The sequence below is a fragment of the Providencia sp. PROV024 genome (genome assembly GCF_032709665.1).
GTDB classification, from domain to species: Bacteria; Pseudomonadota; Gammaproteobacteria; order Enterobacterales; family Enterobacteriaceae; genus Providencia; species Providencia huashanensis.
This window is the reverse complement of sequence record NZ_CP120545.1, coordinates 2,630,833-2,651,471: the sequence shown is the minus strand read 5'-3', so window position 1 is coordinate 2,651,471 and position 20,639 is coordinate 2,630,833. Positions and strand designations below refer to the sequence as shown.

Annotated in this window: 18 protein-coding genes; 14 read left to right on the top strand and 4 right to left on the bottom strand. The window is 42.2% G+C overall.

All coding sequences use genetic code 11. The annotated features are described in order from the left end of the window. Positions 1-42: 42 nt before the first annotated feature. The gene (gene sbcB, locus P3L56_RS12310) at positions 43-1,470 is read right to left on the bottom strand and encodes an exodeoxyribonuclease I (RefSeq protein ID WP_048607441.1); all 1,428 of its coding nucleotides are present in this window, start codon (positions 1,468-1,470) and stop codon (positions 43-45) included. Between the two features lie 333 nt (positions 1,471-1,803). Here sbcB and P3L56_RS12305 point away from each other — a divergent pair, with 333 nt between their 5' ends. Further along, a complete protein-coding gene (locus P3L56_RS12305; RefSeq protein ID WP_042843426.1) occupies positions 1,804-3,087 on the top strand; it encodes an MFS transporter in 1,284 nt (427 codons plus the stop codon). 123 nt (positions 3,088-3,210) lie between these two features. After that, the gene (tmaR, locus tag P3L56_RS12300) at positions 3,211-3,543 is read left to right on the top strand and encodes a PTS system regulator TmaR (RefSeq protein ID WP_042843427.1); all 333 of its coding nucleotides are present in this window, start codon (positions 3,211-3,213) and stop codon (positions 3,541-3,543) included. 138 nt (positions 3,544-3,681) lie between these two features. Here the strand turns inward: tmaR and P3L56_RS12295 are convergent, their stop codons facing one another. After that, positions 3,682-4,374, bottom strand: coding sequence for a helix-turn-helix domain-containing protein (locus P3L56_RS12295; protein ID WP_042843428.1), 693 nt, complete (start codon positions 4,372-4,374; stop codon positions 3,682-3,684). Positions 4,375-4,581: 207 nt separating this feature from the next. On the opposite strand from P3L56_RS12295, the gene P3L56_RS12290 reads away from it, so the two are divergent. The 3 genes from P3L56_RS12290 to P3L56_RS12280 are packed head-to-tail and all read left to right on the top strand — an operon-like array spanning position 4,582 to position 8,281. Then, on the top strand, positions 4,582-6,912 hold the full coding sequence (locus P3L56_RS12290) for a molybdopterin-dependent oxidoreductase (protein WP_042843429.1): 2,331 nt from the start codon (positions 4,582-4,584) through the stop codon (positions 6,910-6,912). A gap of 2 nt (positions 6,913-6,914) precedes the next feature. Beyond that, entirely contained in the window at positions 6,915-7,463 is a 549-nt protein-coding gene (locus tag P3L56_RS12285; RefSeq protein ID WP_173424793.1) for a 4Fe-4S dicluster domain-containing protein, read from the top strand. A 2-nt stretch (positions 7,464-7,465) separates the two neighbouring features. Next, on the top strand, positions 7,466-8,281 hold the full coding sequence (locus tag P3L56_RS12280) for a dimethyl sulfoxide reductase anchor subunit family protein (RefSeq protein WP_071548167.1): 816 nt from the start codon (positions 7,466-7,468) through the stop codon (positions 8,279-8,281). 517 nt (positions 8,282-8,798) lie between these two features. Here the strand turns inward: P3L56_RS12280 and rne are convergent. Continuing rightward, positions 8,799-12,080: a ribonuclease E gene (gene rne, locus P3L56_RS12275; protein ID WP_210831374.1), complete on the bottom strand. Its 3,282-nt coding sequence runs from the start codon at positions 12,078-12,080 to the stop codon at positions 8,799-8,801. Positions 12,081-12,620: 540 nt separating this feature from the next. On the opposite strand from rne, the gene rluC reads away from it, so the two are divergent. Next, the gene (gene rluC / locus P3L56_RS12270) at positions 12,621-13,580 is read left to right on the top strand and encodes a 23S rRNA pseudouridine(955/2504/2580) synthase RluC (protein WP_071548165.1); all 960 of its coding nucleotides are present in this window, start codon (positions 12,621-12,623) and stop codon (positions 13,578-13,580) included. Between the two features lie 55 nt (positions 13,581-13,635). Here rluC and P3L56_RS12265 read toward each other — a convergent pair whose 3' ends face one another. After that, complete coding sequence (locus P3L56_RS12265; RefSeq protein WP_129466068.1) at positions 13,636-14,220, bottom strand: Maf family protein; 585 nt, start codon at positions 14,218-14,220, stop codon at positions 13,636-13,638. A gap of 143 nt (positions 14,221-14,363) precedes the next feature. Here P3L56_RS12265 and yceD point away from each other — a divergent pair, with 143 nt between their 5' ends. The 8 genes from yceD (at position 14,364) to fabF (ending at position 20,497) form a co-directional block, all read left to right on the top strand. Next, positions 14,364-14,888: a 23S rRNA accumulation protein YceD gene (yceD, locus tag P3L56_RS12260; RefSeq protein ID WP_048607428.1), complete on the top strand. Its 525-nt coding sequence runs from the start codon at positions 14,364-14,366 to the stop codon at positions 14,886-14,888. Positions 14,889-14,900: 12 nt separating this feature from the next. Next, positions 14,901-15,071 carry a 50S ribosomal protein L32 gene (gene rpmF / locus P3L56_RS12255; protein ID WP_006660802.1) on the top strand — a complete coding sequence of 57 codons (171 nt, stop codon included), beginning with the start codon at positions 14,901-14,903 and terminating at the stop codon, positions 15,069-15,071. 12 nt (positions 15,072-15,083) lie between these two features. Next, the gene (gene plsX, locus P3L56_RS12250; protein ID WP_071548163.1) at positions 15,084-16,124 is read left to right on the top strand and encodes a phosphate acyltransferase PlsX; all 1,041 of its coding nucleotides are present in this window, start codon (positions 15,084-15,086) and stop codon (positions 16,122-16,124) included. Positions 16,125-16,133: 9 nt separating this feature from the next. Continuing rightward, positions 16,134-17,084 (top strand): beta-ketoacyl-ACP synthase III, encoded by a 951-nt coding sequence (locus P3L56_RS12245; protein WP_042844304.1) that lies wholly within the window; start codon positions 16,134-16,136, stop codon positions 17,082-17,084. An 18-nt stretch (positions 17,085-17,102) separates the two neighbouring features. Next, positions 17,103-18,035 (top strand): ACP S-malonyltransferase, encoded by a 933-nt coding sequence (gene fabD, locus P3L56_RS12240; RefSeq protein ID WP_042843439.1) that lies wholly within the window; start codon positions 17,103-17,105, stop codon positions 18,033-18,035. Between the two features lie 7 nt (positions 18,036-18,042). Further along, positions 18,043-18,777 (top strand): 3-oxoacyl-ACP reductase FabG, encoded by a 735-nt coding sequence (gene fabG / locus P3L56_RS12235; protein ID WP_048607423.1) that lies wholly within the window; start codon positions 18,043-18,045, stop codon positions 18,775-18,777. A 155-nt stretch (positions 18,778-18,932) separates the two neighbouring features. Then, positions 18,933-19,169 carry an acyl carrier protein gene (acpP, locus tag P3L56_RS12230; protein ID WP_042843441.1) on the top strand — a complete coding sequence of 79 codons (237 nt, stop codon included), beginning with the start codon at positions 18,933-18,935 and terminating at the stop codon, positions 19,167-19,169. A gap of 77 nt (positions 19,170-19,246) precedes the next feature. After that, complete coding sequence (fabF, locus tag P3L56_RS12225; RefSeq protein WP_042843442.1) at positions 19,247-20,497, top strand: beta-ketoacyl-ACP synthase II; 1,251 nt, start codon at positions 19,247-19,249, stop codon at positions 20,495-20,497. Positions 20,498-20,639: the final 142 nt, after the last annotated feature.

Genomic DNA, 20,639 nt, shown 5'->3' with positions numbered 1-20,639 from the left:
TAAAATAAAAATGGGCAACGATTTTGCCCATTTTTTTACAGTTTAGCTAGCCAACTCCATTGCATAATTCACCAGTGCTTTTAATTGCTGGCAACGCTTTTCATCGTGCTGATGTTCAGCAAGTAACATCTGTATTTGTTGCATATATTCTGTTAAGCGTGCTTCACTAAAGTAATCTCTGCGATGTTGTAACCAGCGTTGTTGCTCATCATAGGATAAGGTCGTTGGGAAATTACGTGCTTTATAACGAAAAAATAATTCCTTCATTCGCTTATCTTGAAAACTTAAATCTAAAGCAGGTAATTTTTGTGGAGGTGTTTCACGAATAATATCCATGGTTGACCTGTCCGACGGGCTAAAGAAACCATTATATATTTGTGCATCGACATCAGTGACTTCGTCATAGATTTGTGGCTCACTAAATAGCTCTATTAGTTTATTACGAATATCAGGGTTTTTACGCAGGGTTTCTAAATTACGCATGCAGAGGTCACGGTCTATCCCTGTGCGTAGTGCATCATTGGGTCGAAGCGTTTTTTCTGGTGCTAATATTGGGCACTTATTAATATGCACAAGTTTGACTGGGACAGGAGACGCTCCCGCAAGTTCGGCCTTAGGCGTATACAGGCGGGTACGTAATTGCTGCACATCTAATTCGAGTAATGGGGAGATATCCGCAGATAAGTCACACATAATCACGGCATTGCGGTTGTCTGGGTGCCATGCGAGAGGAGCAACTAGGCTTATATAAGAGCGTAATGCACCGAACATTCCAGAAACATGAACAAGCGGGGCAATATCAACAATATCAATTAGTTGGCTTATTTTGTTTTTGTTTCTCATCTGATAAAAATAATCAAACATCCGAGGCTGAGCGGCTTTCAATAACTTGGCCATATTGATTGTAGCCAGTACATCAGACATCGCATCGTGAGCATTTTCATGGGCAACCCCATTGGCTTTGGTTAGGTGCTCCAAGCGCATGCTTGGTAGGCCATCTTCATTTTCTGGCCATTCAATTCCTTCAGGGCGAAGTGCAAAGCAAGCTCGCAAGGCATCAAGTAAGTCCCAGCGAGAGTTTCCTTGCTGCCAACTATAAGCGTATGGGTCATAAAAATTACGGTAGAAAATATTACGAGTCACTTCATCATCGAAACGAATATTGTTATAGCCCATAATACAGGTATTCGGCACACTGAAAGCATGGTGGATACGCTTAGCAAATTCAGCTTCATTAACCCCTTCGGATAATGCAAGTTGTGGCGTGATACCTGTGATCATGACGGCTTCTGGTTGTGGCAGATAGTCATCAGCAGGTGCACAATAGAAAACCTCAGGTTCTTCAATGATATTAAACTCTAAATCGGTACGAACACCCGCAAATTGGGCCGGCCTATCTAATGCAGGCCGTTTACCAAAGGTTTCATAGTCATGAATAAAAAAAGTGGGCTGTTTTTTATTATCTTGCAACGTTTTCACCGTTTTGATGGGTTATAAGTTGGTTCTGATAGTGATGATTTTGTTGGTATTCACTATGCTTTGTGAGTTAATGATACCTTATCTGCTGTGAAAGCTAAACTCAGACCGCCTGATTTAGTGTGGGACAATGAGGTCATGCCACAATGGGATAATGCTATTTAGTACTCGAACTTCATTCTATTTTTATTGTGAGTTTAGTCACGAATATTTATTGTTAACGTTAACAAAATTGAGTAACATCACAAATGGCAAGGTTTTTTGTAGTTTCATGAAAATGTTAACCTTAACATTGCAGCAATAAAAATTATTGATAGGTGATTAGATATGAATAGTGGCTCAAAAAAGTATTATGCCTCTTTGAGTGCATTATTGTTTTTTTTCTTTTTTACATGGTCATCTACATTTTCGGTGGTTGCAATATGGCTACGTAAATATGTGGGCTTAGAGGGGTCAGATACGGGGTTTATTTTTTCTTGTATCTCGCTTGTCGCTCTCTGCGCTCAACCTTTATACGGTTTTATACAGGACAAACTAGGGCTACGGAAAAACCTACTATTATTTATTGCTATATTATTAATCGCTTCTGGGCCATTTTTTATGGTTTTTGGGTCGTTATTAAAATGGAACCTAGTGCTTGGTAGTATTCTTGGCGGGCTATTTATTGGGATGACATTCCATGCAGGGATCGGCGTTCTTGAGTCATACACTGAAAGAGTGGGGCGCTTACGAAATTTTGAATACGGTAAGGCAAGAATGTGGGGGTCTTTAGGGTGGGCTGCTGCGACCTTTTTTGCGGGGCGTAATATTAATATTGACCCTGACTATAATTTCATTATGGCGACCATTTCTGGGTTAATATTTTTAGCCATATTACTTAATTTAAAGACAGCTAATGCGGATGCATATAATAGCCTTGAACATGGGAAACCTTCAGCAATAACGGTAGGTGACGCATTGCAATTATTGGCTTTACCCCGTTTTTGGGCATTGATACTGTTTGTCTTGGGGACCTGTATTTATAGTGTTTATGACCAGCAATTTATGGTGTATTTTGCCCATCAATTTCCAGATGAGCAATTTGGCAATGAGATGTACGGTTATCTAAATTCGTTGCAAGTTTTCCTAGAGGCTGGGGGGATGTTTTTAGCGCCATTTATTGTTAACCGTATTGGTGCTAAAAATGGCTTGTTATTTGCGAGTTCAGTGATGGCTTTGCGGATCATAGGTTCTGGCTTAGTTGACGGACCAATCATGATATCAGCAATGAAGCTATTACATGCGGTTGAGCTTCCCATCTTGTTAATCGCTATTTTTAAATATAACAGCCGCCATTTTGATAAACGTTTATCATCAACATTGTATTTAGTTGGGTTCAGTTGTGTAACTTCGATTGTTGCAAGCATTTTATCGCCATTAGCAGGATGGGGCTATGACAAAATTGGCTTTGCGGATACTTATCTTGTGATGGGGGCTTTTGTGGTGGTGACAACGATATTGTCTGCTTTTTGTCTTAGAAGTGACGATATTGGCGATCAACCCATAGATAATGCGCAACAATTAAACGCCCAAGATAAAAGCGATGAAGAAAATTTAGTGCTAAAAGTATAAATCAAGGTACTTTTCGAACGAATAATTAGATAAATATGCGAAACGTACTTGTAACGCGGTAGGATTAGAATGTATTGTGTTAATAGATAATAGGTTTTAAATATTGACTAGAGGGTTTTAAACATGGACAACGCTAGCAAGCCGTCTTTCCAAAATGTACTGGAATTTGTGCGTATGTTTCGTCGTAAAAACAAGATCCGTCGTGAAATTACTGACAATGAGAAAAAAATTCGTGATAACCAGAAACGAGTTTTGTTACTGGATAACTTAAGCGAATATATTAAGCCTGGGATGTCAATTGAAGAGATCCAAGCAATTATTGCAAATATGCGTAGCGACTATGATGACCGTGTTGATGATTATATCATCAAAAATGCAGAGCTCTCCAAAGAACGCCGTGAAATCTCTAAAAAGCTAAAAGAGATGGGGGAGTTACCGAGGATTGATGTTAAGTAAGTGATATTATAAGTGATAAGCCGAGGCAACCTCGGCTTATCAAAGTAACATATTGAATATAAATAATATGTTACAGTATGGTCACTTTAGCATGGGGGTGAGTTAAAAACTAAGTAGCCCTAAGTATTTATCGTTGAACTACTGTAAAATCAAAGTATTAACTTGTTTAATCAATTCTTGAGCTAATCGCTCCATTTCATTTTTATCGATAAAACCCATCGTTACCGCAGCTGCAATCAACTGACCTTCACTATTAAAGACAGGGCATGCGATTGATTGCGCCCCAGGGATCCCCTCTGTTGGTTGATAGCGCACGGCATAGCCTTGCTTGATGATTTTCTCCAACTCTTGCGGGGAGTAATAATTTGATTGAAATTGGTTGTCGAACGCAGAGTAAATCAGCCCTGCCGCGCTTTTTTCTATCGGTAATGGGGTGTTGGGTAAAAAATCAATCTCAACATTTTTAAAGCTACGGTTGTACGTCACTAATGAGAGTGCTTTTCCTAAACGTGTGGCGACACCAGTCGAAACGTTTTGCTCATCACGAAATTGAATCAAGCTTTTATTGATGGTTTCTAGATAAGAACTCTCAGGTTTAACAAAATTAGCTAAAAAAGTTAAGTTACGCCCTAAGCCATACCGGCTTGTTTGTGTGTCTTGATATAACATTTGTGTGCGACACAATGAAACCAAGTATTTATGTAAACGGCTTTTCGATATGTCACAGCCTTTTGATATATCAGCTGCGCGCGCAATGCCCCCATTTTGAGCAATATAATTTAAAATGCTCACCGCTATATCAACAGAATTAACACCTTGCAGAGAATACATAGATAAACCTCAGTTTAACAAGTCCTCATATTTTACCATGAGTTGCCCTAAGCCGCTAACAACCATCACGCATAGAATACTAATACTAAAGAAGTAGTTAATTTTTACTCATAAATAATGAGTGTATTTGATATTACTCAAGTTCACCATTTGTGAATGAGGTATATATATAGTGAACTTTAAAAAGCAATGTCGAGGTTTACTATAATGAAAACAATAAATGAATTACGAATAAAACGCCGAACTCTATTAAAAGGGCTCGGCGTGGTTGGTTTAGCTACCATAGCTCCTTGTTCTTTCGCTGAGGCGAATAATAATCAACCTTTACCTAGGGTGAGATTAAAACTATCTGACTACAAAACCTTTCGATCAACTTGTGCTATGGAATGTTTGCACTGCAACCTTACAGCGTATACATACCAAGGTAAGTTGATGAAAATACAAGCAACTGAAGGGTTTAATGTTAAATGTTGTTTAAGAGGAATGAGCCGGACTAAATGGGTTTATCATGACCAACGCATAACAACACCACTATTAAGGGTCGGTGAAAAAGGGAAAGCTGAGTTCAAACCAATAAGTTGGGATGAAGCTCTCGACCTTATCGAAAAAAATATCAGAGAAACGATTACCAAATATGGAAATGAAGGGCTATTCATATCGACCCATGCCGGAAATATGGATTCTATTAAAAATGATATGGGTAAAGCGTTTTTTGATTATTTAGGTGGCTCAACAAAGCAAGCGGGCTCTTTATGTTGCTCGGCAGTCACTGCTGCGATGATACCGATGCTAGGGCTACGTTATGCCGATACGCGGGATACCATCGCGGATAGTCGTTATATTTTGTGTTGGGGGAATAACCCAGCAGTGACGATGCAAGCCTATTTTAAAAACTATAACCAAGCCCGAAAAAATGGAGCTCGGCTGGTGGTGATTGACCCTCGTTTTAATGAAACCGCAGCAAAAGCAGATGAGTGGATACCGATTATACCGGGTACTGACACCGCACTTGCTTTGGGAATGATCAAAATTATCATTGAAGAAAACCGTATCGATGAGGATTTTCTCAGGGCTCATACTGGAGCCGTGTACTTAGTTGATGATAAACAACAGCAAGTTAGGCAAGATAATAACGATAAAGACAGTTACTTAGTGTTTGACCTGTTAAGTGGGCAATTGGCTCGCCATGACACACCGAATATCAAACCCGCATTATTCCAAAATGAATTACCGGATAACCTGGGTTACACCACGGTCTTTGAGCAAATTTACCAGCAGGCAAAAGGTTGGGATGTCAAACGTGTTAGTGAAGAAACCGATGTTCCCGTTGAAACTATTGTACGCCTTGCTCGTGATTATTCATCGATTACACCTTCAATGATTGTACAAAATATGTCCGGTGCTCAGCGCACAGAACATGGGGCTTATGTGGCTGCTAGCCAGTTTTATCTTGCACTACTGACAGGGAATATAGGTAAGCGCGGGGCAGGTGTTTGTGATGCGGGTGGTGCTCGGCAAATGGCGAATTTTAGCCCGATAGTGCCACCTGCACCGAATGCCAAAAAAATTACCCCTATTCCTGTTGCTAAAGTCGGCGACTATATTGTGAATGATAAACCTCATCCGATTAATTTTTGGTGGATTATGACCATGGGGGTAATGACGCAATTACCTAACACGAATAAGGTTCGAGAAGCATTGAAGAAAGTCCCATTTGTTGTGGTAGCGGATAATCTAATGAGCTCCACGGCACTGTATGCAGACCTTGTATTACCCGTCACTACAATCTTCGAAGATACCAGCCTAATGGCCGGAGTTCGCAGCCAATATGTACAATTAATGGAAAAAGCCGTTGAACCAGCTGGGGAAGCAAAACCTGATTATTGGATTTTTGCCCGCTTAGCAGAACGATTTGGTTTTGGTGAGGTATTTAATCAACCGATCGAACATTATATCGATGCTTGTTTAGCTGGTTCTGGGATCACTCGTCAGATGCTGGAAAAAGGTCCTGTACGGCCTGTTGAAGGGGATTGGATACCGTTCAAAGATGGTGTTTTTAGAACATCAACCAAGAAAGCACACTTGTTTATTGAAGATTGGCAAAAGAAAAATTTCTCACCTGTCGTTGCTTACTACCAAGTGACTGAATCGGTGAAAGGTTCCCCTGAGTTAGCTAAAAAATACCCTTTAATGGCGGTGCAACGTAAGTTGGCGCGGAGTGTACACTCAAGCCATGGCATGAATGAATGGATACTTGAGGTTCAGCGCAACCAGCCTAATGTGTTAATCCACCCAGAAGATGCAAAACAACGAGGTATTAAGAATGGTGAATGGGCAATTACATTCAATGACCGAGGCGAGCATCGCGCTATCGCGGTAGTGACTACTCATATTAAAAAAGGGGTTATTTCTCTCGATAATGGCTGGTGGGAGCAGCAAGGGGGAAGTAGTAGTCATGTCACGAATGACCAAGTGGAACATTTAGGAACCGGGCATTGTTGCAATAGTACGTTGGTTGATGTGAGAAGGGAGGCTTAGTCATGGCTAAACAATATGGTTTTTTAATCAATACTAAAGATTGTTACGGTTGCCGTACTTGTTCAATGGCGTGTAAGTCGGAAAATGTGACACCACCAGGAGTACTTTGGCGCCGAGTTCGTGAGTTTAATAGTGATGCTCCAAATACCCAAGCATTTATTACGATGTCTTGTAATCACTGCGATGACCCTCAATGCTTAAAGGTTTGCCCTGCGGATACCTATACAAAACGAGCAGATGGCATAGTCGTCCAAGACCATGAAAAGTGCATAGGTTGCCAGATGTGTATTATGGCATGCCCATATCACGCGCCTGTATTTGACCCAGTAGAAGGTAAAACCAGTAAATGTAATATGTGTGCGGAACGGTTAGATGAAGGGTTATTACCAAGGTGTGTGGAATCTTGTCCAACAGGGGCTATCGAATTCGGTGAAATTACAGAACTACGTAAAAAACACACAACAAATTGGACGCTGTTAGAACAACGTTACAACATGCCAGACCACACTATCAGCAATCCAAATATTGTGATTATTGGTATGGAGGATTAATCATGGATATTAAATATATGGAACTTCCTCTGGTATTTTTTACGGTAATGAGCCAGTGGGGAATTGGCGCTATTCTTGCATTAACTATTTATCAAATGAATGCTAGCAAGGAAAATATTTTATCAGGCGGAGTGCTACGCAGAGCAGTATTAGCGATTTGGTTAATCGAGGTGATCGGCTCTTCTATGTCAATGGGGCATTTGGGAGTACCACTAGAAGCGTATCGCTCCATACTTGGGTTAAGCCATTCATGGTTGAGCCGTGAAGCGGTGACATTTATTTTATTAAATGGTCTTGTCACGTTATGGGCACTCTCGTGTTGGGTATCACCCCAAGTGAATGTGCGAAATCAGTTACTTGGCTGGTTAAGCGCTCTTGGTGGTATTGCGGCTATTTTTGTAACTGCACAAGTGTATTATCAAATGGTTGCGCATCCATTATGGCACACGCCAGCGACGCAAATCGCGTTCATTGGTAGTGCGATTGTCCTTGGTTTTAGTCTAGTTGCCTTATTCGTTATTGGACAAGGGAAACCATTACTATCCATTATCAAAGTAGGGGTGCTGATAGGTGTTATGTTGGTATTAGCTGCGCAAATCATTCGCTTGCAATTACCCGCTAGCCAAGGAGGAAGCTATTTACTATGGTGGCAAGTTGTAATGAGTATGCTATTGCCATGTATTGTGGCAATGAAAGCATATAAGGAACGACCATCGGTTATGGTAATGGTTTTGGTGATGTTGGCGATTTTTAGCGGAGAATTGGCCGGCCGTGCGCTGTTCTATGGTTCGGTGATGATCCAAGCACCTTGGTTCTAAAAATCCTCGTCATATTTCACCTTGTAGCGTTGTTGGCTTCACACACTCGCCCTAGTCACATACTGATGTATGCTCCTAGGGCCTCGTTTAGTTTGCCGCCTAGCTACAAGTCGAACTATATAGAGGATTAATTTACTTGAAATTTATTTAGGTATTCTACTTGTACTTTATTTAGGGATGTAGCGTTGTTGGTTTCACACACTCGCCCTAGTCACATACTGATGTATGCTCCTAGGGCCTCGTTTAGTTTGCCGCCTAGCTACAAGTCGAACTATATAGAGGATTAATTTACTTGAAATTTATTTAGGTATTCTACTTGTACTTTATTTAGGGATGTAGCGTTGTTGGTTTCACACACTCGCCCTAGTCACATACTGATGTATGCTCTTAGGGCCTCGTTTAGTTTGCCGCCTAGGTCACCGTAAGTATTAAAAACTTCTTTATAAAAATCAGCTGTAAATAAGAAAAGCCTTGATAGTTTCCTATCAAGGCTTTTATGTTTACAGCTAGCTAGTTCTTAGAAATCAGCAGGTTTTGCCATTTCAGAGGTTGCGACGTTTGAAGCAACATGGCCACCTGCGCCACCTTTACCTTCAAAGGTTGAGGCATCGCGTAGGTATTCTTTAATTTCAAATGGCGCACCCGAAGTTTCAGGGGCAGGCGCTTTAGTCATTGGTGAATACGCATGGCGTTTATGTAAGCTTACAGCGACAACAGTTGATTCGGTGACCTTAACGGGTTCAACCTCTTTAACTATTACGGGCTCTTTTGCTGTCTCAACGATAACCTCAGACGTTGATGTTTCTTCAACGAATTGAGTCACAGTTTCATCAACAGATTCAGTTTGAGCGGGAGCTTCTTCTACAACGAGCTCAGTTGTTTCTGACTTAACAACAGATTCAACAGGAGACTCAATCACTTGCTCTGTTGTTTCAGGCGCTTTCTCGATGATTGCTGTAGTTTCAGTTAGTGTGTTTTCAGATTGAGTCACTTCAACGGCCTCAATCTCAACAGGTACTGCTTCTACTGGTTGTTCATCGATAGGGGCTTTAACTTCAGCTTCCACAACAGGGGATGCAACCGTTTCTGATACTTCTACCTGAGCAACCTCAACAGCGGTAGCCGTTACAGCAGGAACAATAACCTCTGATTGTGACGCTGTCACTTTTGTTTTTTCAGCCGAAGAGGCTTCATCAACACTTTGTTGTTCCAGCATTTCTTCATTAGTAATGATCGCCATACCTTCTTGTTGTGGTTGGGCGATAGGATAATGAATAAATACTTTACCTGATGCTAGTTCAGGTGAGGCAACCGCAGCGATTAATGGCATTGGCGACTTATTCAAATGACGCTCATCACGGTAGCGACGACGACGTTGCCCACTTACGCGTAAGTGGCGTGGCGAACGACGTGAACGACGAGGAATGATGGTGTCTTGCTTTTCTTCGTCATCTGCTTGAGTGTTTACGCCTTGCAGGTCATCTGTTTTAACTTCACCTTCAGACTGATTGACAGGCGTTACAACGACAGGCAATGCGGCAAGAGGTTGCGTAGCCACCACTTCCTGTGATGTTTCAACCGAATCTACAACTTGGTCGTTATCGGTAACACGGATTTTCTGTGATAACTGGCGACGTTGGCGACGAGGTGTAACAGGGCGTTGTTGTTCCTCTTTCTCCGCAACATTTTCGACGTTATCTTGTTGAGCATCTTGTTGTGCTTTTGCAGCTTGTTGCTGACGTTTTTCGTCCTGACGGCGACGACGCTCTGCACGTTGCTCACGACGTTGTTGCTGATTATCGCGATTGTTGCTATCAGTTGTTTGCTCATCTTGTTGGCTCGTATTTTTATTATTACGGCCTTTATTACGATTGTTGGTTTCATCCGCAGTCGCATTACGATTATTGCGATTGTCGCGAGTTTCGCGATTTTCATTATCATCGCGGTCACGACGGTTATTATTACGGCGATCATTGTTACGACGACGATCGTTATTACGGCGGCGGTCATTATTATTGCGAGGTTTCGGTGCTGGTTTCTCAACCACCTTTTCTTCTTCCTCACCAAATAGCTTCTTGAAGAAGGCCGCAATTTTACTGAATAAGCCTGGCGTTGCCTGCTCTGTTGTCACGGGTTTTGCTGGGGTTTTTGAAACGGTTTCTTTAGGTTTCACCGCAGGCATGTCGACAGGTTCTTGCAGGGCAAAAGCCGAAATCGCTGGTTGCTCAGGAAGTTTACGCTCTGCAGTCGTTTCATCAATTTGATTTAACGTTTCTGTCTCATGATATTGCGCTAAATTGTAGCTTAGAGTGTTAACTTCTTCGCCTTTACGAATACGGATCACATGGAAGTGAGGCGTTTGCATTTGGTCATTAGGGACAATCACCACACGCACATGGCTTTGGCGTTGTTCAATATCACTGACTGCTTTGCGTTTTTCGTTTAGTAGATAAGACGCGATTTGGACTGGCACAATCGCGTGTACTTCATGGGTATTCTCTTTTAAGGCTTCTTCTTCAATAAGACGAAGCACAGACAACGATAGTGACTCGTTATCACGAATTGTCCCTGTCCCCATGCAACGAGGGCAGACGTGATGGCTTGACTCACCAAGAGAAGGGCTCAAACGTTGACGTGACATCTCCAGTAAACCGAAACGAGAAATACGTGCAATTTGAATGCGCGCACGGTCTTGTCGTACGGCTTCACGTAGACGATTTTCAACTTCACGCTGATGGCGAACCGGTGTCATATCGATAAAGTCAATGACAATCAAACCGCCCAAGTCACGTAGACGTAGCTGGCGAGCAATCTCATCAGCCGCTTCTAAGTTGGTATTGAATGCAGTTTCTTCGATATCACCGCCACGGGTTGACCGTGAGGAGTTGATATCGATAGCGGTTAATGCTTCAGTCGTATCGATGACTAATGCGCCACCTGAAGGCAAACGAACTTCACGTTGGAATGCAGACTCAATTTGCGACTCGATTTGATAATGGCTAAATAAAGGAACATCACCACTATAGTGTTTAATTTTGCTGGCGAAATCACCGCGACCGATAGCTTCAATATGGTTACGAGCCATTTCGACCACTTTCGGGTTATCAATAAGAATTTCACCAATGTCAGGGCGTAGATAATCACGGAACGCACGAACAATAACGTTACTTTCTTGATGAATAAGGAACGGTGCAGGGCGGTTTTCAGCCGCTTTTTGGATAGCATCCCAATGGCGTAAGCGATAAAGTAAATCTTGTTGCAGTGATTCTGCTGATTTGCCTACACCTGCAGTACGGACAATTAACCCCATACCGTCTGGAATTTCTAAAGAAGACAAAGCTTCTTTAAGTTCTGTACGGTCTTCACCTTCAATACGACGGGAAATCCCCCCTGCGCGAGGGTTATTTGGCATTAAAACTAAATAGCTCCCAGCCAAACTAATAAAGGTCGTTAGTGCTGCACCTTTATTGCCTCGTTCTTCTTTATCAACTTGGACAATAACTTCCTGGCCTTCCTTTAACACATCTTTAATGTTAGGACGGCCCTGAGAGTGGTAGTTGCTTGGGAAGTATTCACGAGCGATTTCTTTGATAGGAAGGAAACCGTGCCTTTCAGCGCCGTAGTCAACAAATGCGGCTTCAAGACTGGGTTCAATGCGGGTGATTTTACCTTTGTAAATATTGGCCTTTTTTTGCTCATGACCTGGACTTTCGATATCCAGATCATAAAGACGTTGCCCGTCAACAAGGGCAACACGCAACTCTTCCTGTTGAGTTGCGTTTATTAGCATTCTTTTCATGTTATTACTTACTCAATTATTTTCTTTAAATAAAGAGCAGCGAAAGAATGAGCTACTGTAAACCGATGGCCTCGTGATTTTTACAAAACCGTCTGCCTCGCGGCAGTCGTTCGTATAGAGACGCGCAGTATTCGGTGAACCTGATTTTTAGATTAAAAATTCAGCGTTCTTAATCAGGATGCCGTATGTTATTGAAAACGGAAGTTCCTAACCCAATAAGCTAAAATTCGTTGCTCGCTAATTTATTTGATGTTGCTAAATGTCTTACGCCATTGCTGCATTGTTACGTCATCAAATAAGAAATCCTATATAACGCCAATTTTCGTTTTTTAAACATTTCGGCGACTTCGTATTATTCCATTGCCATAGACATTATAGCAAGTCGATACGGAAGTTATATGGAAATTTTATTTAGAAATAGGATAAATCAGCCAGAAAATAGACAAATTAAAAAAAAAGATAAAAAATTTTGTGGAGTCGGTATGATAGAGAGAGCGAATAAGAGCATATTTTAATCAATTAGAGTTAACGCATTCCCGAATGAATATACAAAACCAAGTTCAATTTATTGAGATCAGCGATGACGAAGCTGGGCAACGCATCGACAATTTTTTGCTCACCAAACTTAAAGGTGTGCCAAAAAGTATGATTTATCGCATTATCCGTAAAGGGGAAGTGCGTGTTAACAAAGGGCGGATAAAACCAGAATATAAATTGCTGGAAGGGGACCAAGTTCGCGTACCGCCAGTTAGGGTTGCTGAGCGTGAAACAGCGCCAGTATCAGCTAAATTAGGGAAAGTGGCAGCGCTTGCTGACTGTATTTTATTTGAAGATGATTATATCTTAGTGCTGAACAAACCTTCTGGAACGGCGGTACATGGCGGAAGTGGGCTCAGTTTTGGGGTGATTGAAGGGCTTAGAGCGCTACGCCCAGAAGCTCGTTTTCTTGAGTTAGTTCATCGCCTTGATAGGGATACATCAGGTATTTTATTGGTGGCCAAAAAACGCTCAGCCCTTAGGGCATTACACGAACAATTGCGCTTAAAGCAAATGCAAAAAGATTATTTAGCGCTAGTTCGAGGAAATTGGCAGTCGCATACTAAGGTCGTTCAAGCGCCGCTACTAAAAAATATCCTCCAAAGTGGTGAGCGAGTAGTAAAAGTTAACAGTGAAGGTAAGCCTTCAGAAACGCGTTTCAAAGTTGAAGAGCGCTTTGAAAATGCAACCTTAATTAAGGCTAGCCCAGTGACAGGGCGTACTCACCAAATCCGTGTACATACTTTATACGCGGGGCATCCCATTGCATTTGATGACCGCTATGGTGACAGGCAATTTGATAGCCAATTGGCGGATACAGGTTTAAACCGTTTATTTCTGCACGCCAGTGCGCTGAAATTCACACACCCAAATACAGGGGAAGAAATGCGCTTACAGGCACCTATGGATGCAGGGTTAACCCGTTGCTTAAAAGTGTTGCGTAACCGTAAAACAGCAATTTAATAGTTTTGGCAGTGACAGAGAGTGAACCCCTGTCACTGCGCCATGCTCTATTTAGTTAGTCGCTTAGGGGGTTAACACCGCACTTTCTCAACATTTCTAATAACAATATGATAGGTAACCCGATTAATGTATTAGGGTCTCTTCCTTCGAGCCGTTCAAACAAAGCAATACCCAATCCTTCAGATTTAAAACTACCAGCACACTGGAAAGGTTCTTCTTTATGCAAATAATGAGTGATTTCGTCATCCGTTAGTTGGCGAAAATAGACATCGAATAATTCACATTGCACATCAAACTTACCTATTTCAGTATCAAGTAAACATAAACCGGTATAAAAGGTAATTTTATTTCCTGATGCGGCTTGTAATTGTTTGAAGGCGTTATCAAAGCTATGAGGTTTGCCAACTATTTTTCCATCAATGACACAGACTTGGTCGGAACCAATGATGAGGTGTTGTGGGTATTGGTTCGCCAAAGCGGCGGCTTTTGCATGGGCTAACCGCATGACCAGTTCTTGAGCCGACTCATGTAAAATAGGCGATTCATCAATGTTAGGTGGAACCGCTAAAAAAGGTAATCCTAATTTTTTTAGCAAGGTTTGTCGGAACTCTGAAGTTGACGCCAAAATAATCGATTTCATGATTTTTCTCGAAACTCGTAGCCAAAAGGGTTAACTCATTTTAAACTATAAAACGCAAAACCTGCGATTTTTTGGTGAAAAGGCGAGTTTACCCCGCCTTTTTCTTTGACTATAGCTCATTACAAAGTTAATATGCGCGCCTTATGCAAAAGGTAAAATTACCCCTGACTATCGATGCGCAGCGTGCAGCTCAGAAAAACCTCGACTATGTCGGGAGTTATACACCTGAGCAAGTTACACGTATTGCCGAATCAGTAGTCAGTGTAGATAGTGATGTAGAAACCGAATTATCATTTAAAATTGATAATCAGCGTTTGACTGTCATTGAGGGGAAATCCCAAGTGGATGTCACCTTAAAATGTCAACGTTGCAGAACTGATTTCAAGCATCATGTCTACGTATCGTATTGTTTTAGTCCTGTCGTCAATGACGAAAAGGCCGAAGCATTACCGGAGCTCTACGAGCCAATTCAAATTGATGAATTTGGTGAAATAGATTTGCTGGGAATGATAGAAGATGAAATAATTCTTTCCTTACCAGTGGTTCCGGTTCATGATTCTGAACACTGTGAAGTGTCCGAAGCGGATATGGTCTTTGGCGAACTGCCTCCTGAGGCAGAAAAACCAAACCCATTTGCCGTATTAGCCAGTTTAAAGAAAAGTACTTAAGGAGTAAGGTCAATGGCCGTACAACAGAATAAACCAACTCGTTCAAAACGCGGTATGCGTCGTTCACATGATGCACTGACTGCTACCCTAGTTTCTGTAGATAAAACTTCCGGTGAAACTCACCTGCGTCACCACGTGACTGCAGATGGTTACTACCGTGGCCGTAAGGTTATCAGCAAGTAATTTGTTGTTACCTTGGCTAATCTAACCATTGCGTTAGATGCTATGGGCGGGGATGTTGGTCCCCGCGTCACGGTGCCTGCTGCATTGCAGGCACTGGCATCTAATCCAGCGCTAAAATTACTGCTAGTCGGTCAACCCGATGCCATTCAACCTTTGCTTGCACAATGTCGTGCAGAGCAACTTTCGCGTGTCGAAATAATCCCTGCGGACGGTGTTATCGCAAATGATGCTAAGCCATCGAATGCCATAAGACAAAGTAAGGGGACGTCAATGCGAGTGGCTTTGGAGTTGGTAAAAACTGGGCAGGCACAAGCGTGCGTGAGTGCAGGCAATACCGGTGCACTGATGGGGTTAGCTAAATTGATGTTAAAGTCGATAGACGGCATTGAACGTCCTGCGTTAATGACCATCTTACCTAATCAGCAAAAAAGCCAAACGGTTGTGCTTGATTTAGGCGCTAATGTCAATTGTAGTAGTGATATGTTAGTGCAATTTGCTGTAATGGGTTCAGTTATGGCCGAAGAAGTGGTCAATATTTCTAAACCAAGAGTCGCTTTGCTCAATATTGGCGAAGAAGAGAGCAAGGGGCTAGATAATATCCGCGAAGCCGCCTCCGTGTTAAAAGAAACAACGTCAATTAACTATATTGGTTATGTAGAAGGTAATGAATTACTGACAGGCAAAACTGATGTATTAGTATGTGACGGCTTCGCAGGTAACGTCTCTTTAAAAACAATGGAAGGTGTCATCCGAGTGATCCTTTCATTGATAAAATCATCAAGTGATCAAAATAAAAAACGCAGTTGGTTGATGCAACTGGCGAAAAAATGGCTAAAAAAACGTTTAATGAAGCGTTTTGGGGATATGAACCCCGACCAGTATAATGGTGCGACTCTGTTAGGATTAAAAGGTATTGTCATCAAGAGTCATGGTGCAGCGAATGAAGGCGCTTTTAAAGCCGCAATTGACCGCGCAGTACAAGCTGTTGAAAAGCAAGTCCCAGAAAGAATAACAGCGCGACTAAATATTGTTTTACCCAGGAGTGATCAATAACCTATGGCTATGTACAGTAAAATCTTAGGAACAGGCAGCTACTTGCCAGCGCAAGTGCGCACCAATGCTGATCTGGAGAAAATGGTTGATACTTCTGATGAGTGGATTGTGACACGCACTGGAATACACGAAAGAAGAATTGCAAACGAAGACGAAAGTGTCTCAGTGATGGGGTTACATGCTGCAAAAAATGCGCTAGAAATGGCTCAAATTGAGGCGGCTGAAATAGGCTTGATTATTGTTGCAACAACATCAGCGACGCATGCCTTTCCAAGCGCAGCTTGCCAAATCCAGCAACTGTTAGGTATTAATGATTGCGCTGCTTTTGATGTCGCCGCAGCTTGTGCTGGTTTTACTTATGCAATCAGCATTGCGGATCAGTTTGTCAAAACAGGTATGACGAAGAAAGCCTTGGTGATTGGCGCTGATGCATTATCAAAAACATTAGACCCTGAAGACCGTGGTACTATTATTTTATTCGGTGATGCAGCAGGGGCTGTAGTTATTGGTGCATCTGAAGAGCCGGGTATTATTTCTACTCATCTGCATGCGGATGGTCGTTATGGTGATTTATTAACATTGCCTAACCGCAGTCGCTGTTCTGAAGACCCAGCGTATTTAACGATGACGGGTAATGAAGTATTTAAAGTTGCAGTGCGCGAATTAGCCCATATTGTTGATGAAACATTGACTGAAAGTGGTATTGCAAAAGAAGAACTTGATTGGTTAGTGCCACATCAAGCAAATTTAAGAATTATATCTGCGACGGCTAAAAAGTTAGATATGACAATGGATAAAGTTGTTGTCACCCTTGACCGTCATGGTAATACTTCTGCAGCATCAGTTCCAACCGCTTTGGATGAAGCGGTTCGAGATGGCCGTATTCAACGTGGTCAACTGGTGCTTTTAGAGGCCTTTGGTGGTGGTTTCACTTGGGGCTCTGCATTAGTTCGTTTTTAATTAACTGAGAAAATAGACATGACACAATTTGCTATGGTATTTCCCGGACAGGGTTCTCAGTCTTTAGGTATGTTAGCGGCACTGGCTGAGGAAAATCAGCTAGTTGAGCAGACATTCGCTGAAGCATCGGAAGCATTGGGTTACGATCTTTGGGCACTAGTACAAAATGGGCCAGAAGAAGAATTAAATAAAACATGGCAGACTCAGCCCGCATTGTTAGCTGCATCCGTGGCTATCTTCCGTGTTTGGAAAGACAAAAATGGTGCGATGCCAGCGATTATGGCGGGTCATAGCTTAGGTGAATACTCCGCGTTGGTATGCGCAGGGGTTATTGATTTTAAACAAGCAATTAAACTTGTTGAATTACGTGGCAAATTAATGCAAGAAGCTGTTCCTGAAGGGACGGGTGCAATGTATGCCATTATCGGTTTAGATAACGAATCCATTGAAAAAGCTTGTCAAGAATCTGCACAAGGCCAAGTTGTTTCTCCGGTTAATTTTAATTCACCTGGGCAAGTCGTTATCGCCGGTGAAAAAGCTGCAGTAGAACGTGCAGGGGCTGCATGTAAAGAAGCAGGAGCAAAACGTGCATTACCGTTATCTGTGAGTGTTCCTTCTCACTGTGCATTAATGAAGCCTGCTGCTGATAAATTAGCCGATGCGTTAGAAAAAATTGATTTTTGTGAGCCAGACTATCCAGTTATCAACAATGTTGATGTTAAAATAGAGCAATCGGCGCAAAATATTCGTGATGCTTTAGTCCGTCAGCTGTATAATCCAGTCCGTTGGACGGAAACAGTAGAATTGATGGCAGATCAAGGTGTTGAACACCTTATCGAAGTAGGGCCGGGTAAAGTATTGACTGGTCTTACCAAGCGAATTGTCTCTAATTTAACTGCCGTAGCAATCAATGATCCTGTATCATTGAGCACTGCTTTAGAAAATAGCTGAGGAAGACATGGGCTTTGAAGGAAAAATTGCACTGGTAACAGGTGCTAGCCGTGGGATAGGTAAAGCGATAGCTTTAACCTTAATCGCACGCGGTGCAACTGTTATTGGGACCGCAACAAGCGAAAAAGGCGCAGAAGCTATTACCGCTTACCTTGATGGTAAAGGTAAAGGTTTAGCGTTAAACGTGACTGATGCAGCATCAATCGAAGAAACTTTGACCAAGATCCGTAAAGAATTTGGTGAAATTGACATTTTGATTAATAATGCAGGTATCACACGTGATAACCTATTGATGCGTATGAAAGATGATGAATGGCAAGATGTTATTGACACCAATCTTTCATCCGTTTACCGTTTGTCTAAATCCGTTTTGCGTGCCATGATGAAAAAACGTTATGGTCGTATTATTTCTATCGCATCTGTTGTTGGGGTGATGGGAAATGCGGGGCAAACAAACTACGCGGCAGCGAAAGCTGGGCTGATTGGTTTTAGTAAATCATTAGCTCGTGAAATCGCTTCTCGTGGTATTACTGTCAACGTCGTTGCACCTGGTTTTATCGAAACTGATATGACTAAAGCATTGACAGATGAACAGCGTGCAGGCATTTTATCTCAGGTTCCTGCTGATAGACTGGGTGATGCACAAGAAATTGCCAGTGCTGTAGCGTTTTTAGCTTCTGATGAAGCGGCTTACATCACAGGTGAAACATTGCATGTCAATGGTGGCATGTACATGATCTAAAGAAATGATGGAACTATTTGCATTATTAGTGTTATCCAACGCTAAATAATGCAAAATAATGGTTCCAACAGTCGGGATTGGGTTGTATCTTTTCCTGTATTTCATAAACTACGAAAACCATCGCGAAAGCGAGTTTTGATAGGAATTTTAATAGTATGAGCACTATCGAAGAACGCGTTAAGAAAATCATCGTTGAACAACTGGGTGTTGAAGAGAAAGAAGTTGTAAATACAGCTTCATTTGTTGATGACTTGGGCGCTGATTCTCTTGACACAGTTGAGCTGGTTATGGCTCTAGAAGAAGAGTTCGATTGCGAAATCCCTGACGAAGAAGCTGAAAAGATCACAACAGTACAGGCAGCGTTGGATTACGTCGGCAACGCATCTAAATAATTGTACGAAAACTTATCTAGGCGATCACTCGATCGCCTATGTTTCCTTTGTAACTTTTCCCTCCTTGGAGGAAATACGTGTCTAAGCGTCGTGTAGTCGTAACCGGACTGGGCATGTTATCTCCTGTCGGCAACACAGTTGAGTCATCATGGAAAGCTGTTTGTGACGGACAGAGTGGTATCAGCCTAATTGAGCATTTTGATACTATTAACCACGCAACTAAATTTGCTGGCTTAGTAAAAGATTTCAATTACGAAGATTTTGGCATCTCTCGTAAAGATGCGAAAAAAATGGACCCATTTATCCAATACGGCATCGCAGCAGGCTTTCAGGCCTTTAAAGATGCAGGGTTGGAAGTAACAGAAGCCAATGCTACTCGGATTGGTGCAGCGATTGGTTCTGGTATTGGTGGGTTAGGGTTAATTCAGGATAACTGTGAATCTCTATTACACGGTGGTCCTCGAAAAGTTAGCCCATTCTTCGTACCGTCAACCATCATTAATATGGTGGCTGGTCATTTAAGTATTATGTACGGTTTCCGTGGTCCCAGTATTTCTATTGCTACAGCCTGTACATCGGGTGTGCATAATATTGGTCATGCGGCGCGTATGATTGCTTATGGTGATGCAGAAGTAATGGTTGCAGGCGGTGCTGAAAAAGCAACAACCCCGCTTGGTGTTGCGGGTTTTGGCGCAGCAAGAGCGTTATCAACTCGTAATGATGACCCACAAGCAGCAAGTCGCCCTTGGGATAAAGACCGTGATGGTTTTGTTCTTGGTGATGGTGCAGGTATCATTATTCTTGAAGAATATGAACATGCCAAAGCGCGTGGTGCGAAAATTTATGCCGAAATTGCAGGCTTTGGGATGAGCAGTGATGCCTACCATATGACTTCGCCTCCAGAAAATGGGGAAGGCGCAGCGCTTGCAATGGAAAACGCACTGAAAGATGCAGGTATTCAAGCAAGTGACGTAGGGTATATTAATGCTCACGGTACTTCGACACCTGCGGGTGACTTAGCCGAAGCACAGGCTGTTGTGTCTGTATTTGGTGAGGGTACTGATGTACTCGTTAGCTCAACTAAATCCATGACAGGGCATCTTTTAGGTGCAGCGGGTGCTATTGAGTCAATCTTTACCATCTTATCATTGTGTGATCAAACTGTTCCACCAACCATTAATCTGGATAACCCAGATGAAGCATGCAAACTGGACTTTGTCCCAGGTCATGCACGCAAGGTTGAGAACATGGAGTATGCTCTGTGTAACTCATTTGGTTTTGGTGGTACAAACGGTTCATTGATTTTCCGTCGTTATCACGGCGAGTAAATAATCTATCACCGTTATTAATTAGCCCTAGTCGCTGAAAGTGACTAGGGCTTTATTTTGCCCATCTCTTTGCACAGCCATTCGCTTTAGTTTATGATGACTCATCTTGTTTACTGTCTGATTTATCAGCTTTTATTATAAG